This is a genomic window from Pseudomonas kilonensis, assembly GCF_001269885.1.
Classification (GTDB): Bacteria; Pseudomonadota; Gammaproteobacteria; order Pseudomonadales; family Pseudomonadaceae; genus Aquipseudomonas; species Aquipseudomonas kilonensis.
The window spans coordinates 85,700-102,416 of sequence record NZ_LHVH01000023.1 but is presented as its reverse complement, the minus strand read 5'-3'; the positions used below and the strand labels follow the sequence as shown (position 1 = coordinate 102,416).

Genomic DNA, 16,717 nt, shown 5'->3' with positions numbered 1-16,717 from the left:
ATCTTGATCTTTCGCTCTGGACTCAATTGTTTGTGGAAAGATCGCAGCCTCGTTGCACTCGACAGCTCCTACGTCCTACGCGTGTTCAGTCGTTGGGTTTTTGCGCGTCCAATTGCTCCCACATACTGGCGGTGATCCGCTGGCGGTGGTTGTAGCCTTCCCAAGGGTTGGCGCCCGAGCCCTTGGCCCGTTCCAGCGCGGCACACGCCAGGATTTACCCCCGGGAGGCCTTGGTGGCTTTTTTGGCAGGCGCGGATTTGCCGGTTTTCGCAGGTTTTGCCGGGGCCTTCCCGGCGGATTTGTCGGTGACCTTGCCCTTGCTGCCCAGGCTGCGCTTGAGCAACTCGGTAAGGTCGATGACATCGGCGGTCTTGCGTTGTTCTTCGCCCGGGTCGGTCTCCACCGCTTCGAGACGGCCTTCATTGGCCTTTTTCTCCACCAGTTCCATGATTTTGTCTTCGAAACTGTCCCGGTATTCTTGCGGCTCCCAGTCGGCGCTCATGTCTGCCACGAGACGCTTGGCCATTTCCAGCTCGCCCTTGGCCAGGGTCGGGTTCGTCACCTCGTCGCCCAACTCCAGGACATCAAGGTCACGCACCTCCGCGGGCCAGCGCAGCATCACCAGTACCAGCGCCGATTCAAGGGGCATGAGCGCCGCCAGGTGCTGGCGGGTATGCAGCACGACGTGGGCCAGGGCGACCTTGTGGGTCTTGACCAGGGTTTCGCGCAGCAGGGCATAGACTTTGCCCCCGCGTTTGTCGGGGGCGAGAAAGTAGGGCGTGTCGATGTTTTGCAACGGGATCTTCTCGCTGTCGACAAAGGCAAAGATATCGATGGTCTGGGTGGACTTGGGGTGGGCGGAGCGAATTTCCTCTTCGCTGAGCAGCACGTACTGGCCTTTCTGGTACTGGACGCCCTTGACGATGTCGTCCTTGGTCACTTCCTTGCCCGTGGCCTTGTTGACCCGCTTGTAGCCCACCGGGTCCATGCTGCGCTTGTCCAGCCAGTCAAAATCCACGCCCTGGGAAGAGGTGGCCGACACCAGCGCGACAGGAATGTGGACCAGTCCGAAACTGATTGCGCCTTTCCAGATTGCCCGTGCCATGGTGGTGTTGTCCTTGCCGGTGAATGTCTTTCTGGTGACCTTCGCGCCTTGGGAAAAGTTTCCATTGTGCGAGCTTGCTCGCGATGGCAACGGTACAGGCGCTATTGATGCAAGCTGACCCACCGCCATCGCGAGCAAGCTCGCTCCCACAGGGGGCGGAGACTCTTGGTTACATCTTCACCGGGACATTTCGCTTAACAATGGCGAACCTGCGGCGTAGCGTGCTTTCGATATGCCTGAACTCAAGAGGTGTCCGAATGAACAGGCTGATACTCGCCATCATGACGCTATTACTGACCGCCGCTGCCCAGGCCACCCCTCCGGGCGAAGGCCCTATGGTCCTGGCCCAGAATCTGCCGGGCAACAACAATCCCTATAACAGCCCGACACGGCGGGCCAATCCCAACAGCATGCAGGGCACGCGGCCCAACGTGCCGACGATTCATGACAATCCGAGCGTGCCTGTACCACGCCCACCGACCCTGGAAAATGGCGGCATCGGTAATGGCTACCCTCGGTCCGGCCAACCGTCGGGTTCGCCGCGTCCCACCATCGAGTCTCCCACGCCCCCCAGGAACAGCCAGAATGGCAACCGCTAGGCGCCGGAGCCCGTTGTTCTCTTTCAACACCGCAGAAGGAAATGTGCATGTTGCGTAAAACACTCCTGGCCGCCTGTTGCGCCAGCGCTGTCCTGACCTTTGCCATGCCGGCTGCTGCCGCGCCAATCCAGTCATTCAAGAGCGAGGAGGGCACCCTGGAAGTGACCACCGTGGTCAAGGGGCTGGAACACCCTTGGTCCGTCGCGTTCTTGCCTGGCCAGCAGGGTATGCTGGTGACGGAGCGACCGGGCAACCTGCGCGTGGTCAGCCCCGATGGTCAATTGTCCACACCCTTGAGTGGCGTGCCACAAGTGTGGGCCAAGGGCCAGGGCGGTCTGCTGGACGTGGTGCTGTCGCCTGACTTCAAGCAGGACCGCACCGTCTACCTGTCTTATGCCGAGGCGGGCGCAGACGGCAAGGCCGGCACCGCCGTGGGGCGCGGGCAACTGTCCGAAGACCTCAAGAGCCTGAAGAATTTCGATGTGATCTTCCGCCAGCAACCCAAGCTGTCCACGGGCAACCACTTTGGCTCGCGATTGGTCTTCGATCGCGACGGCTATCTGTTCATTACCTTGGGGGAAAACAACGAGCGGGCCACCGCCCAGGACCTCGACAAGCTGCAAGGCAAGGTCGTGCGTATCTACCCCGACGGCAAGGTGCCCGACGACAACCCCTTCGTCGGCCAGAAAGACGTCCGTCCCGAGATCTGGTCCTACGGCATGCGCAACCCCCAGGGCGCCGCCCTCAACCCTTGGAATGGCACGCTGTGGGAAAACGAGCACGGGCCCAGGGGCGGTGATGAATTGAACATCATCGAGCGCGGCAAGAACTACGGCTGGCCACTGGCGACCCATGGCATCAACTACTCCGGCGCCCCGATTCCCGAAGCCCAGGGCAAGACCGTCGAGGGCGGCCTTGACCCTCACCACGTCTGGCAGGTGTCACCGGGGCTCAGCGGCATGGCGTTCTACGACCATGATCGTTTCAAGGCCTGGCAGCGCAACGTGTTCATCGGAGCGCTGGTGCCCGGGGAACTGATTCGCCTGCAATTGCAGGGCGACAAGGTCGTCCACGAAGAGCGTTTGCTGGGCGAGCTCAAGGCACGCGTCCGGGATGTTCGCCAGGGCCCGGATGGTTACCTGTATGTGCTGACGGATGAGGACGACGGGGCGTTGTATAAAATCGGACTCAAATGACACAACCTGTAGGAGCCATGTAGGAGCTGTCGAGTGCAACGAGGCTGCGATCTTTCCCCGGACACTTGAATCTCAAGCGAAAGATCAAGATCAAGATCAAAAGATCGCAGGCTTCGCCAGCTCCTACATATTTGCCATTGACTTGCCGCCAACACACCGCTAATTTCCAGGCATGAACTCAACCGTACTGCGCAGCCAGCCAAGCATTATTACCGCCATTCCTTATTTGGCGGGTTAGCTGTCGGCTGCACCCAACCCGCCCTGGAGGCGGGTTTTTTCTTTCTGTCTCCTGGGCTCCGCCCGAACCAGGAGATCGCCATGACCGTTACCCGCACCGAGCAAGCCCTGCTTGAGCACTATGTTAAGAAGATTCTCGCCGCGCCGGTCTATGAGCTGGCCGTGCGTACGCCGCTGCAAGCGGCTCCTGCACTGTCCGAGGCCTTGGGTAACCGGATCCTGCTCAAGCGTGAAGACCTGCAACCGACCTTTTCCTTCAAGATCCGCGGTGCCTACAACAAACTCGTGCAACTGACCCCGGAGCAGCGCGCCCGTGGCGTCATCACCGCGTCTGCCGGCAATCATGCCCAGGGTGTCGCGCTGGCGGCACGGGAGTTGGGGATTTCGGCCAGCATCGTCATGCCTGTGACCACTGTGCAATTGAAGGTGCTGGGCGTGCGCAACCGAGGCGCCGAAGCGATTCTGCACGGGGAAAGCTTTCCGTTTGCCCTGGCGCACGCGCTGGACCTGGCCGAGCAGACCGGACGGGAGTTCGTCTCGCCTTTCGATGACCCGGACGTGATCGCCGGGCAGGGCACTGTCGCCATGGAAATCCTGCGCCAGCACCCCGGCCAGTTGGATGCGATTTTCGTCCCGGTCGGCGGCGGTGGGCTGATCGCCGGGATCGCGGCCTACGTCAAGTACCTGCGCCCGGAGGTACGCATCATCGGCGTCGAGTCGCAGCATTCTGCTTGCCTCCAGGCGGCACTGGCAGCCGGTGAGCGGGTGACCTTGCCAGAAGTGGGAACCTTCGCCGATGGCGTGGCCGTCGCGCAGATCGGCGCCCATGGCCTCGATATCTGTCGTTTCTGTGTCGATGAAGTGATGACCGTGAGCAACGATCAACTGTGCGCCGCGATCAAGGACATCTATGACGATACCCGTTCCATCACCGAACCGTCGGGCGCACTGGCGGTGGCAGGCATCAAGCAGTACGTGGCGCACACGGGGGCGCGAGGCCAGACGCTGGTGGCGATCGACTCCGGTGCCAATATCAATTTCGACAGTTTGCGCCACGTGGCCGAGCGTGCGGCGGTGGGCGCGATTTGAGTTTTTTACGCTACGTCACACTTTTTTTGAAGCAGGCGACGGATGCCCGCTTGCGTCTTCACATTAGGGGCTACTCTAGTTTGCGAACAGGATAAAAGTGATTGCAGTTTGCATGGAAAAAATAGCGTTTCCTTGCATTTTGCACGAGCTCTCTGGCGCGGGAAGAAGCTAAGCGTTTGATTCAGATCAATCCGCAAGGTCTTCAATACAGGCACACTTATTGCGGGATGATTCAAGAGTTCGCCTGGCGAACTCGTTGACTGAAAACGCTAAAAAAAAGAACGAACGGCACGGTATTCGTAGTCCCAGTCCGCAGGGAAGAAAACGGACGAAAATACCGCCGGCGTGAACATAAGTTGGCCGCCTCAACAGGAGAGAGTCGCCATGTTTCTATCTGCCCTCGAAATGCGAAACATCATTGAAAGCAGCTTGTTGCCCAAGCGCTCGCAATGCACCTTGTCACCTGAACTCAAGATGACGGTCAAGATTTACGACGATCACGAAACCGATCGCGTGGCTTTGGTCAAAACCGACATCGATGCCAATAAACTCACCGGTTGCCGGGCCATCAACGACTTGATCGCCGAGCTGCGTACCGAGCTCGACCACAACCCTGCCGCTGGCAATCACTTTCATCAGCAACACCATCGGATGACTGGGCGCTAATAGCGGCGTTGTCCTTGTCAGCCTGACGCTCGGGTCCGGTCGTGTCCGAACCCGGCGTCCAGTTTTTAGCTGCGATTTTTTAGCAGCGATGCGCCATTCAGTTCAATTGTTGCCTGTATGGCAGGTCTGGCCCGGTTTTGCCACACGTCAGGGCGGCGGCGCGAATGGCGAACTCAAGCATGGCGCTGATCTGTTCCCGGGTCAGGGTATGCAACCCCTCGACCGAATCCAATTGTTGTTCAGTCAACCACGCAATCAGCGCGGCCTGGAAGGTGTCGCCTGCACCCACGGTGTCGGCGATCTTCACCGGACAGGACGGCAGCGACCATGAGCCGTGTTGGCGACTGAAGACCGTAGCGCCCTGGCCGCCACGGGTCAGGAAGACCAATTGGCAGCGGTTCCCCAGCCAACCTTCGACGATCGCCTTGGGCTCAACCCCTGGGTAGAGCAGCTCCAGGTCTTCGTCACTGACCTTGATCAGGTCGGCATATTGCACCAGCGTCGCAATCCGTGAGCGCCACAGCTCGATATCCGGTTGCGGGTTGAGTCGCACATTCGGGTCGAGGCTGATCAGGCGGCGGCCGCTTTCGCGTTGCATCAGGGCCAGGAGCGTGTCGGCGATGGGCTGGACCACCAGCGAGAACGAGCCGAAATGCAAGCCGCGTACCTCGGGGCCCAGGTCCGGTAGATGCGCCAGGCTCAGTTGTCGGTCCGCACAGCCTTCGCCGCGAAAACTGTAGTGGGGCGAACCATTGGCGCCCACGGCAACCATTGCCAGGGTGGTCGGTGCGTCGAACTCCACCAGGTATTGGGCGCTGACACCTTCATTGAGCAGCACCTGTTGCAAGCGTCGGCCCAGGTAGTCGGTGGACAGCCCGGTCAACAGCGCCGATTCAACACCCAGGCGGCGCAGCCCCACGGCCACGTTGAACGGTGAACCGCCGGCAATGGCCTTGTAGTTCACTTGCGAGGCCGGGCCATTCGCCTCGGTCTCACTGAAAAAATCAAACAGCGCTTCACCACACACCAAATACATAGTTTCCCGCTCTCAAAGGGTTGCGACGTGTTGTCGATAACGTTCATAAACTTGTTGCGACGCCGCGACATGCGCGGCGATTGGCCGGGTTTCGCTGGTCGGGTCGAGCTTGACGCAGCGCTCGCACAGCTCGGCCAAATCCGTAGGTGAACCCGAGTGACACCATGCTGCCTGAATCGCCGCTCCCAAGGCAGCGGCTTCGCTCTGTTCGGTGCAAATGACCGTGGTGTCCATGGTGTCGGCGACAATCTGCCGCCACACCGCACTCTTCGACCCGCCGCCGATCAGGCGAATGCTCTGGGCCTGGAGCCCGTTGGCCCGCAGCAGGTCCAAGCCATAGCGCAAACCGAAGGTCGTGCCTTCGACCACGGCGCGACACAGGTTGGCCCGGGTCAGGTTGGTGGTGGTCAGGCCCAGCAGGCTGCCGGTGGCATGGGGCAGGGCGGGAACACGCTCGCCGTTGAGGAACGGCAGCATGCACACGCCCTCGGCGCCAATCGGAGCCTGGACCACCAGGGCGTTGAATGTGTCGATGTCCAGCGCCAGCAATTCGCGAATCGCCCCGGTGGCATTGGTCAGGTTCATGGTGCAGATCAGCGGCAGCCAGCCACCGCTGGAGGAGCAGAACGTCGCCACCGACGGCTGTGGGCTGACCGCAGGTTCGGCGGCATAGGCGTAGACCGTACCGGAGGACCCGAGGCTCATGGTGATCACACCGGGCTGAATGTTCCCGGTGCCGATGGCGCCCATCATGTTGTCGCCGCCACCACTTGCCACCACGGCGTCAGGGTTGATGCCCAGGTGCGCTGCAATGGCCGGCAGGATGCGTCCGACTGGCTGATGGGCCTCGATCAGTTCCGGTAGCGCCGCCTGCAAGCGTGCGCTGGGGTCGATGTGTTGTAACAGTTGCACGTCCCATTGGCGGGTGCGTACGTTGAAATAGCCGGTTCCCGAGGCGTCGCCGTATTCGCTGCAATGGCGACCGGTGAGCCAGTAGTTGAGAAAGTCGTGGGGCAGCAGGACGCTGGCAATGCGTTCGAACACCTGGGGATGCTGCTCCCGTGTCCAGAGCAGCTTGGAAACCGTGTAGCCCGGCGCGATCACCACGCCGAGGCGTTCGAGGCTGCCGTCTTCACCGCCCAGGTGCGCCAGGAGCCGATCGTTTTCCGGCGTTGTCTCGGTGTCGCACCACAGCTTGGCCGGGCGCAAGACCTGGCCCTGGTCATCAAGCAGGACCAGGCCGTGTTGCTGGCCGGAGACGCCGATGCCGAGGATCGCCTGGCCATCGACGCCGGCGTCTGCCAAGGCTTGGTGAGTCGCTTGGGTGAATGCATCGAGCCATTGCTGGGTGTCTTGTTCACGGCGACCGTTGGGGCCGCTGATCATGCTGTGGGCAGCGGTGCCCTGGCCGAGAACCTGGCCGCTGATCGCATCCAGGACCAGTGCCTTGGTACCTTGGGTGCCGCAGTCGATGCCCAGGAACAGTTGTTGGTTTGCCATGGAAATCCTCGGATCAAAGAACAAAACACAGAACCTGTGGCGAGGGGATTTAGCGAAACGTCGCACCGCCCCGCTGGGTCGCGAAGCGGCCCCCAGACGTACTGTCTGATACACCGAAGCAGCAGAAACATTTGGGGCTGCTTCGCAGCCCAGCGGGGATAAATCCCCTCGCCACAAGAGCGGATCGCGTCGAGCTTAGTTCACGTCGGCCAGTACCCGCTCAAGTGTTCGTGTTACCCCATGCTCGCGCAAGCTGTTGCAGCACCATTCGAATGCTGCCACGAACTCCGGCGAGCGGGGAATGGCGGTGCCAAAGATTTCTTCCACCTCCAGCACCCGCTGGGTCACCAGCGCATCGTCAGCCACCAGTGCCTGGCAAAACGCCGCCCGTGGGTCCGGGATTGAATACGTCACGCCGTTTTCGTCCACGCCCTTCAGGTACACGGCCCAGGCCGCCACCACCAGCGCCGCGCGACGGGTTTCGCCACCGTCGGCGATCAAGCGGTTAATGGTCGGCACGGTGAATTTTGGAAACTTCGACGAGCCGTCCGAACAGACCCGTTCCAACTGGTCGGCAATCGCCTGATTGGAAAAACGCTCCACCAGGGTGTTCTTGTAGTCGGTCAGGTCGATGCCCGGCACTGGCGCCAGTTGCGGCGTCACGTCCAGGTCCATGTAGGCGCGCATGTAACGCACGAACAACGGGTCGTTCATGGTTTCGTGGACGAAGCGATAACCCTTGAGAAAACCCAGGTAGGTCAACGCCAGATGGCTGCCGTTGAGCAGCTTGATTTTCATCTCTTCATAAGGTGTGACGTCATCGGTGAACTGCACGCCGACCTTTTCCCAGGCCGGGCGACCGTTGACGAACTTGTCTTCCAGGACCCATTGCACGAACGGTTCGCAGACCACCGGCCAAGCGTCGTCGATGCCATGTTCGTCATGCAGTTGCAGGCGATGGGCCACGCTGGTCATGGGCGTGATGCGATCGACCATGGCATTGGGGAAACTGACGTTGCGCTCGATCCATTGCCCCAGCTCCGCGTCGCGCAGTGCGGCGAAGGCCAGCAACGCCTTGCGGGTCACAGCACCGTTGTGGGGCAGGTTATCGCAAGACATCAGGGTGAACGCCGGGGTGCCGGCCGCGCGGCGCTTGGCCAGGGCGGCGCAGAGGAAGCCGAAGACGGTTTTCGGCTCCTCGGGATGGGCCAGGTCGTGCTGGATCTGCGGCAGGTGGGCCATGAACTCGCCGTTGCTGTCGTCGATGCAATAGCCGCCCTCGGTGATGGTCAGCGAGACGATGCGGATCTGCGGATCGGCCAGTTTGTCGATCAGCGCCTGGGCGCCATCCTCAGCCAGCAACATGTCATTGATCGCGCCGATCACCCGGACTTCGGTGTCATCGGTGTCACCCAGTTCGTACAGGGTGAACAGGTAATCCTGGCCGGCCAGGTCGTCCCGGGCGCGGCGATCCTCGGCCCGCAGGCCCACGCCGCAGATGGCCCAGTCCAAGTCGGTGCCGGTATTCATCAGCGCATCGGTGTAGTAGGCCTGGTGAGCCCGGTGGAAACCGCCAACGCCGATGTGGGCGATGCCCTGGCGGATGTCGCCCAAAGGGTAGGCGGGCAGGGCGACGTCAGGCTTGAGGTTGTGCAGGTTTTGTCGGTTGAGTTTCATCGCAGGTCTCGGCAATCAGGCGGCGGCGCGCAGCGCGCGGGTCACCGCAACGCCCTCGGCATCGAATAAGTGGCAGTGTTCAGCGTCCAGGTGCAGGCTCAGTTGCTCGCCGAAACGGCTCGCCAGGTCGCCGCGAACGCGCATGGTCAAGGCTTCGCCGGACGCCGTGACGACGTGACAGAAGGTGTCGCTGCCCAGTCGCTCGCTGACGTCGGCGGTGACTTGCAGGGTGCAATCCCCCGGTTGCGCCAGGTTCAGGTGTTCCGGGCGAATCCCCAGGGTCACCGCGCCGCCGACGCTCAGGTTGGCACCGCTCAAGGGCAGGCTGATACGCGTGCCGGCGTCCAGCAGCACTTCACAGCCCTGACTGTCCAGGCCGGTAACCTTGCCTTTGAGAAAGCCCATTTTCGGCGTGCCGAGGAACCCGGCGACAAACAGGTTGGCTGGCTGGTGATACAGGTCCAGCGGTGAGCCGACCTGCTCGATGCGCCCGCCATTGAGCACCACCACCTTGTCGGCCAGGGTCATGGCTTCGACCTGGTCGTGAGTCACGTAGATCATGGTCGCCTGCAGCTCCTTGTGCAGGCGCGCCAGCTCCAGGCGCATCTGCACCCGCAGGGCGGCGTCGAGGTTGGACAGCGGCTCGTCGAACAGGAAGATTTTCGGGTTGCGCACGATGGCCCGGCCGATCGCTACACGCTGGCGCTGGCCACCGGACAGTTGCTTGGGCTTGCGCTCGAGCATCGGCCCCAGCTCGAGGATGCGCGCCGCCTCGTTGACCTTCTTCTCGACCTCGGCCTTGGGTACGCCGGCCAGGTCCAGGGCGAAGGACATGTTCTTGCGCACGCTCATGTGCGGGTACAAGGCGTAGGTCTGGAACACCATCGCCAGGTCACGCTTGGCCGGGCTGACTTCGGTAATGTCCCGGCCATCGAGTTCGATGGTGCCGTCGCTGACCTCTTCCAGGCCGGCGATGAGCCGTAGCAGCGTGGACTTGCCACAGCCCGACGGGCCGACGAAGACCACGAACTCGCGGTCGTTCACCTCAAGGTCGATGCCCTTGATGATGGAGAAGCCTTCGAAACCCTTTTGCAGATTCTTGATTTTCAGGTTGGCCATGATGATGGGCCTCCACTTGTCATTTATTCAGTTGGCTGGGAAAGATCGCAGCCTTGTTGCACTCGGCAGCTCCTACAGGGATCGCGGAGGCTGTGAGCTGCGTGTAGGAGCTGGCGAAGCCTGCGATCTTTTGACGGTTCATTTCACCGCGCCGAAGGACAAACCGCGCACCAGCTGTTTCTGGCTGATCCAGCCAAAGATCAGGATCGGCGCGCAGGCCAGGGTCGAGACGGCCGACAATTTGGCCCAGAACAAACCTTCCGGGCTGGAATAAGAGGCGATCAACGTCGTCAGTGGCGCGGCTTTGGAGGAGGTGAGGTTCAGCGACCAGAAGGCCTCGTTCCAGCACAGGATCAGCGACAGCAGTACGGTCGAGGCCAGGCCGCCCTTGGCAATCGGCAGCAGCACGCGGACCATTTCCTGCCACAGCGTGGCGCCATCCAGGCGTGCGGCCTCGAGGATGTCGCGAGGGATGTCCTTGAAGTAGGTGTAAATCATCCAGACCACGATGGGCAGGTTGATCAAGGTGTAGATGATGATCAACGCGACACGCGTGTCCAGCAGGCCAAATTGCTTGGCCAGCAGGTAGATTGGCATCAGCACGCCCACTGGCGGCAGCATCTTGGTGGAGAGCATCCACAGCAACGTGCCTTTGGTGCGCTGGGTTTCATAGAACGCCATGGAGTAGGCCGCCGGCACCGCAATCAGCAGGCACAGGGCGGTGGCGCTGAAGGAAATCACCACCGAATTCCAGGCGAAGCTGAAGTAGTTGCTGCGCTCGTTGATGTGCAGGTAGTTCTCCAGCGTGGGCGCGAAGATGAACTGCGGCGGCGTGGCGAACGCATCGATTTCGGTCTTGAAGCTGGTCAACACCATCCAGAAGATCGGGAAGAAGATCAGGATCGCGATGGCCCAGGCCAGCGTGCCAAGCAGCAGGCTTTGCAGGCGACGGGATTGTTGAAGAGTCATGGCGACGGCCTCAGTGCTTGTCGGTGAGGTTTTTGCCGATCATCCGGACCAGGATGATGGCGGCGATGTTGGCAATGACCACGGCGATCAGGCCACCGGCCGAAGCCATGCCGACGTCGAACTGCACCAGTGCCTGGTTGTAGATCAGGTAGGCAAGGTTGGTCGAGGCGTAGCCAGGGCCACCGTTGGTGGTGGTAAAGATCTCGGCGAACACCGACAGCAGGAAGATCGTCTCGATCATCAGCACCACGGCAATCGGGCGGGCCAGGTGCGGCAAGGTCAGGTGCCAGAAAATCGCGATCGGGCCGGCACCGTCCAGGCGCGCGGCTTCTTTCTGTTCCTGGTCCAGCGACTGCATGGCGGTCATCAGGATCAGGATCGCGAAGGGCAGCCATTGCCAACTCACGATGATGATGATCGACAGCAGCGGGTAATGGGCCAGCCAGTCCACTGGCTGGGCGCCGAACAGTTTCCACACCGAAGCGAGGATGCCCGAGACCGGGTGGAAGATCAGGTTCTTCCAGATCAGCGCACCGACGGTGGGCATGATGAAGAACGGCGAGATCAGCAGCACACGGACGATGCCGCGACCAAAAAACTCACTGGCCTCCAGCAGCGCGCTGATCAACACCCCCAGCACGATACTGATCAGCAGCACGCTGCCCACCAGCAACAAGGTGTTGGTGGCACCGGGCATGAAACCCGAGTCGGTCAGGAAGTAGGTGAAGTTCTCCAGCCCGACGAATTCGTTTTCACCGGGGTAGAGCAGGTTGTAGCGGATCAGCGAGAAGTAGACGGTCATGCCCAGCGGCACGATCATCCACAGCAGCAACAAGGCCACCGAAGGGCTGACCAGGAACCAACCGGGGTTCGCCAGGCGGATCTTGCGTGCCGGCGGGGCAATCTCGATGGGGGCTTTGGCAGTTGTAGTTGAGCTATTCATGGCATTGAACCGATTTTTGCGGGCCTATGAAGATCCCCCTGTGGGAGCGGGCTTGCTCGCGAAAGCGATTTGTCAGTCACATTAATGTTGAATGTGCCGACCTATTCGCGAGCAAGCCCGCTCCCACAGAAAGCGAGAGCAGGCGGCGCGGATTATTTGGGATACCCAGCACGTTTCATCTCGCGTTCGGTGGTGGACTGCGCCGCGGTCAACGCCTGGTCCACGGTCTGCTGGCCGGTCAGCGCGCCGGAAAAGAACTTGCCCACCTGGGTGCCGATGGCCTGGAACTCGGGGATGGTCACCAACTGGATGCCGATGTAGGGCACAGGCTTGAGAGTTGGCGCTTTCGGGTCGGCGACTTTCAACGACTCCAGGGTCACTTTGGCAAACGGCGCGGCCTTCATGTACTCGTCGCTGTAGGTCGAGGTGCGGGTGCCTGGCGGTACGTTGGCAATACCGTCGGTCTTGGCGACCAATTGGCTGTATTCCTTGGACGTCGCCCAGGTGGTAAAGACCGTGGCCGCGCCCTTGGCTTTGGAACTGGCCGGGATGGCCAGCGACCAGGAGTACATCCACGAGGTGCCCTTGGCGGTTTTTTCGTGGGGGGCGAAGGTGAATCCGACGTGGTCGGCCACCTTGCTCTGGGTCTTGTCGGTCACGAAGGAACCGGCGACGCTGGCATCAACCCAAATCGCGCACTTGCCGCTGTTGAACAGCGCCAGGTTTTCGTTGAAGCCGTTGCTGGAAGCGCCCGGCGGGCCGGATTTCTTCATATTGTCGACGTAGAAGTTCAGCGCATCCTTCCACTCGGGCCCATTGAATTGCGGCTGCCACTTCTCATCGAACCAGCGCGCGCCAAAGCCGTTGGCCAGGGTGGTGATGAGCGCCATGTTCTCGCCCCAACCGGCCTTGCCCCGCAGGCACAGGCCATATTGTTCCTTGGATTTGTCGGTGAGTTTTTCGGCGAACTCACCGATCTGGGTCCAGGTCGGGTGTTCGGGCATGGTCAGCCCGGCGTTCTTGAACAGGTCCGTGCGGTAATAGGTGATCGAGCTTTCGGCATAGAACGGCAGGGCGTACAGCGAGCCTTTGACCGACAAACCATCACGCACGGAAGGGAATACGTCGTCCAGGTCGTAGGAGGCCGGCAGGTCTTTCATCGGTTCCAGCCAGCCCTTGGCGCCCCAGAGTGCAGCTTCGTACATGCCAATGGTCAGTACGTCGAACTGTCCGCCCTGGGTGGCGATGTCGGTGGTCAGGCGCTGGCGCAGGACGTTTTCTTCGAGCACCACCCAGTTGAGCTTGATGTCCGGGTGCTCGGCCTCGAAGGTTTTCGAGAGCTTTTGCATGCGGATCATGTCGCTGTTATTGACCGTGGCAATGGTGAGGGTCTCTGCGCCGAAGCTGACGCTGCTGAGGGTCATGCAGGTGGAGACAAGCAGAGCTTTTACCGAAGGTTTCATCGCGCACTCCTTTTCCGCGCCCGAAGGCTGCAGAAGGACAGTTATTGTTTTTGTGTCTTCCGGATGAAGGGAAGAATGTGCGCTGATTACAGCCCTCATTGGACGGCGTGACAAATCATCCGTCGCACTTGTGCTGATACTTTTTTGCACTGGGTGGGGTGTGGCGATGGAAATTATCTGTGGGAGCAAGGCTTGCCCGCGATGAAGTTGACGCGGTCTTCCGGGGAACCGAGGCGCCTGCATCGCGGGCAAGCCTTGCTCCCACATGAATCCCGCCACAGAAATGATCCGAGATTCTCAGCCTTGATTCTGCTCGGTCAACCGCTGCACCGCCAGCCGCCGATAATGGGACGGGGTCATGCCCTTGAGTTGCTGGAAACGCCGGTTGAAATTGGAGATGTTGTTGAAGCCGGATTCAAAGCACACGTCTGTCACCGGTTTGTCGCCGTCGGCCAGCAATTCGCAGGATTTGCTGATGCGCAGGCGATTGACGAATTCGATGAAGCAGCGACCGGTGGCCTGTTTGAACACCCGGCTGAAATAGGTGGGTTTCATGCCCAGGTGCTCGGCCACTTCTTCCAGGGACATTTCCCGGGCGTAGTGGGCAAAGATGTAGTCCACCGCGCGGTTGGTGCGGTCGATGCTGTGTTCGTCCGCCGCTTGCGGGGAGGTCGCTCCGGAAAGCAGTTGGTAGTCATCCGTGCCGGCCAGCAGCTCCATCAGGATGAAGAAATGCCCGAGGCGGCTCATGCCCTGGGAATCGGCGATGCGCTGCATCAGGGTCATGGCCTGGCGGATGGTGCGCTTGCAGCGAAACTCGATGCCGTATTGGGCACGTTCGAGCAGCGGTGCGACCGTCTTGAGTTCGGCGAACACCTGGTGGCCGCTTTCGAACAACTCGTCGGTGAAGTTCACCAGCATGTCGCGCTTGTGCACCACTTCGTCCTCGGCCACCTGGCTGATCCAGTTATGGGGCAGGTTGGGGCCGGTGAGGAACAGCGACTGGGGATAGAAGTTGCCGATGTAGTCGCCAATGAACACTTTGCCGGAACTGGCGACGATCAAGTGCAGCTCGTATTCCTTGTGGAAATGCCAGCGCACCAGGGGGCAGGGAAAACCGTGCTGACGGTAGATGATGGACAGCCCGTTATGGTCGTCCATCAACTCGTAGGAGGGGTCGGTGATTCTGGCTGTTCGGGTCATGGGTCTGGCGCTTTTATTGTTATCGCCGTTGGATAATGCCCCCTTCGCCAGGCGGCTGCCACTCTGACGTCTAACCGTTGCGGTTTTTTTCTTCGATCCACTGGGACATGTATTGGGTGCTTTTGTGCTGGTGGTGACGCAGCATGCTGCCGGTGAAGTTGTCCCGACGTCGTTGCGCCAGGTCCGCCCGGCAAGCGTTGATGCTGTCGATCAGCGCCGGGCCGTGCACCTGTTGCCGGTAGCGGTTCTCCAGCAGGGCGAGGCCCGCATCCTGGGCCTGGGTCCAGCGCGCCGGGTCGCGATACAACTGCACCGCCGCATTGGCGATGCCTTCGGCGCTCTGGGCAATCACGCCGGGCCAGGGCATGCCGCCGTGCATGGCTTCGGCGCCCACGGGCGTGGTGACGTTGGGGGTGCCGCAGCGCATGGCGTCGATCAACTTGCCCTTGATGCCGGCGCCGAAACGCAGCGGCGCCAGGCAGATGCGTGCCGCCGACATCACCTGCAAGGCGTCCTCGGCCCAGTTCATGATGTGAAAGCCCTGGGCCGGGTTGTGCAATGCGGCGGCCTTGGGTGGGGTGTAGGCGCCGTACAGGTGCAGTTGCGCGCCGGGTAATTGTTGGCGGATCAGTGGCCAGATGGCGTTTTTCATCCAGAGCACGGCGTCCCAGTTCGGCGCGTGGCGGAAGTTGCCGATGCTGAGAAAATGCGCTCGCTCCTCGAACGGCACGGGCTGTTCGTTGGGCAGGTCCAGCATCAACGGGCACCAGAGCAGCAGGTTGCGGGGTAACTTGAAGTGTTCCACCAACAGTTCGATTTCAACCTCGGACACCATCAGGTTGAGGTCGCAGCGGTACAGTGCAGCGATTTCCCGTTTGGCCAGGTCGGTGTCGGCCATCCGCTGGAACTCCTCGTCCAGGGCCGGGGCGAAGAGGTCGCTGAAATCCTCGCCAGCCTCATCGTGCTTAAGGCGGTCCTTCAAACGCTGGTGCCGAGCGTGGCGCAGGCTCTGCAAGTCTGACGTCTCCAGCACCCGCAGGGCGCCGGGGCAGTGCTTCTCGACCCGCCAGCCGAACTGTTCTTCCATCATGAATTGGTCGAACAGCACGATATCCGGTGCCAGCTCGCTGATGAAGGCGTCGAAGCTGCTGCTATTGAGTTCGATCGGCACTTCGCGGATGCCCAGCGCGACCAGGTCGGCGCGCTGCTCGCCCGGGCCCGCCGGGCTGCTGAAGGTGATGTCCCAGCCTTGCCCGAGGAACGTGTCGAGGATCTGCATGATATGCCCGCTGGCAGCCGATGAGCGCGGCTCGGGCCAGACATAGCCGATAACCAGGACCTTGGTGGCGGTGGGGTGATGCATGAGCAGGGGGTTCCTCGGAGCGATTCAGGCGCCGTCGGCGCGCGGGGCGCCGATAGTGACCAAGAATGCGATCCGGCTCAAGCAAGAATGCGTTTGACCTTGTCGCGCAACTGATCGATGGAGAAGGGCTTGCCGATCACCGACATGCCTTCAGGCACATCGATGCTTTCGGCATAACCGCTGGCAAACAGCACCGGCAGCGCCGGCCGCATGGACCGAGCCTGCTTGGCCAGTTCCCGCCCGTCCATTACCGGCAGGCCGACGTCGGTCATCATCAGGGCAATGGCTTGCTCGTCGTTGCGCAAAAACGCCAGCGCCTGCTCACAACCATCTGCCTCCAGCACCTGGTATTCCAGTTCCTCAAGCACGTCGACGATCAGCATCCGCACAATGTCGTCGTCTTCGACTACTAGGATGGTGGGCTTGGGAGGAGGAGGGGTGGACATAGTAGGCATTCTCGAAGATGGGAGCGGGAGGGGGCTCGAAAAAAAACGGCCCCTTTCTTGAGCCTCTTTTATGAGCCTCTTTTATGAGTAAGCTCCGAGGTGGCAC

General features: G+C 61.1%; 15 protein-coding genes. 4 read left to right on the top strand and 11 right to left on the bottom strand.

What is annotated here, in order from left to right:
• Nucleotides 1-214: 214 nt before the first annotated feature.
• Nucleotides 215-1,105 (bottom strand): non-homologous end joining protein Ku, encoded by an 891-nt coding sequence (gene ku, locus AD662_RS16040; protein WP_018601532.1) that lies wholly within the window; start codon nucleotides 1,103-1,105, stop codon nucleotides 215-217.
• A 257-nt stretch (nucleotides 1,106-1,362) separates the two neighbouring features.
• Between ku and AD662_RS16035 the strand changes: the two genes are divergently transcribed.
• The 4 genes from AD662_RS16035 (at nucleotide 1,363) to AD662_RS16020 (ending at nucleotide 4,892) form a co-directional block, all read left to right on the top strand.
• Nucleotides 1,363-1,704 (top strand): hypothetical protein, encoded by a 342-nt coding sequence (locus tag AD662_RS16035; RefSeq protein ID WP_018601530.1) that lies wholly within the window; start codon nucleotides 1,363-1,365, stop codon nucleotides 1,702-1,704.
• 47 nt (nucleotides 1,705-1,751) lie between these two features.
• Nucleotides 1,752-2,900, top strand: coding sequence for a PQQ-dependent sugar dehydrogenase (locus AD662_RS16030; protein ID WP_053188763.1), 1,149 nt, complete (start codon nucleotides 1,752-1,754; stop codon nucleotides 2,898-2,900).
• 318 nt (nucleotides 2,901-3,218) lie between these two features.
• The gene (gene ilvA / locus AD662_RS16025; protein ID WP_018601526.1) at nucleotides 3,219-4,226 is read left to right on the top strand and encodes a threonine ammonia-lyase, biosynthetic; all 1,008 of its coding nucleotides are present in this window, start codon (nucleotides 3,219-3,221) and stop codon (nucleotides 4,224-4,226) included.
• A 384-nt stretch (nucleotides 4,227-4,610) separates the two neighbouring features.
• Entirely contained in the window at nucleotides 4,611-4,892 is a 282-nt protein-coding gene (locus AD662_RS16020) for a DUF1652 domain-containing protein (protein ID WP_014338168.1), read from the top strand.
• Nucleotides 4,893-4,989: 97 nt separating this feature from the next.
• Here the strand turns inward: AD662_RS16020 and AD662_RS16015 are convergent, their stop codons facing one another.
• From AD662_RS16015 to AD662_RS15970, 10 genes are all read right to left on the bottom strand, one after another.
• The gene (locus AD662_RS16015) at nucleotides 4,990-5,928 is read right to left on the bottom strand and encodes a carbohydrate kinase family protein (protein ID WP_018601522.1); all 939 of its coding nucleotides are present in this window, start codon (nucleotides 5,926-5,928) and stop codon (nucleotides 4,990-4,992) included.
• Nucleotides 5,929-5,940: 12 nt separating this feature from the next.
• Nucleotides 5,941-7,428 (bottom strand): xylulokinase, encoded by a 1,488-nt coding sequence (gene xylB / locus AD662_RS16010; RefSeq protein WP_053188760.1) that lies wholly within the window; start codon nucleotides 7,426-7,428, stop codon nucleotides 5,941-5,943.
• Nucleotides 7,429-7,623: 195 nt separating this feature from the next.
• On the bottom strand, nucleotides 7,624-9,105 hold the full coding sequence (locus AD662_RS16005) for a mannitol dehydrogenase family protein (RefSeq protein WP_053188757.1): 1,482 nt from the start codon (nucleotides 9,103-9,105) through the stop codon (nucleotides 7,624-7,626).
• Between the two features lie 15 nt (nucleotides 9,106-9,120).
• On the bottom strand, nucleotides 9,121-10,224 hold the full coding sequence (locus tag AD662_RS16000) for an ABC transporter ATP-binding protein (protein WP_053188754.1): 1,104 nt from the start codon (nucleotides 10,222-10,224) through the stop codon (nucleotides 9,121-9,123).
• A 138-nt stretch (nucleotides 10,225-10,362) separates the two neighbouring features.
• Entirely contained in the window at nucleotides 10,363-11,193 is an 831-nt protein-coding gene (locus tag AD662_RS15995) for a carbohydrate ABC transporter permease (RefSeq protein ID WP_053188751.1), read from the bottom strand.
• Nucleotides 11,194-11,203: 10 nt separating this feature from the next.
• Nucleotides 11,204-12,136, bottom strand: coding sequence for a carbohydrate ABC transporter permease (locus AD662_RS15990; protein WP_024618342.1), 933 nt, complete (start codon nucleotides 12,134-12,136; stop codon nucleotides 11,204-11,206).
• Nucleotides 12,137-12,288: 152 nt separating this feature from the next.
• Nucleotides 12,289-13,599, bottom strand: a complete 1,311-nt coding sequence (locus AD662_RS15985) for an ABC transporter substrate-binding protein (protein WP_053188749.1) — start codon at nucleotides 13,597-13,599, stop codon at nucleotides 12,289-12,291.
• A 297-nt stretch (nucleotides 13,600-13,896) separates the two neighbouring features.
• Nucleotides 13,897-14,802, bottom strand: coding sequence for an AraC family transcriptional regulator (locus tag AD662_RS15980; RefSeq protein ID WP_018601510.1), 906 nt, complete (start codon nucleotides 14,800-14,802; stop codon nucleotides 13,897-13,899).
• A gap of 70 nt (nucleotides 14,803-14,872) precedes the next feature.
• Entirely contained in the window at nucleotides 14,873-16,165 is a 1,293-nt protein-coding gene (locus AD662_RS15975; protein ID WP_053188747.1) for a glycosyltransferase, read from the bottom strand.
• A 77-nt stretch (nucleotides 16,166-16,242) separates the two neighbouring features.
• A complete protein-coding gene (locus AD662_RS15970) occupies nucleotides 16,243-16,611 on the bottom strand; it encodes a response regulator (protein WP_018601506.1) in 369 nt (122 codons plus the stop codon).
• Nucleotides 16,612-16,717: the final 106 nt, after the last annotated feature.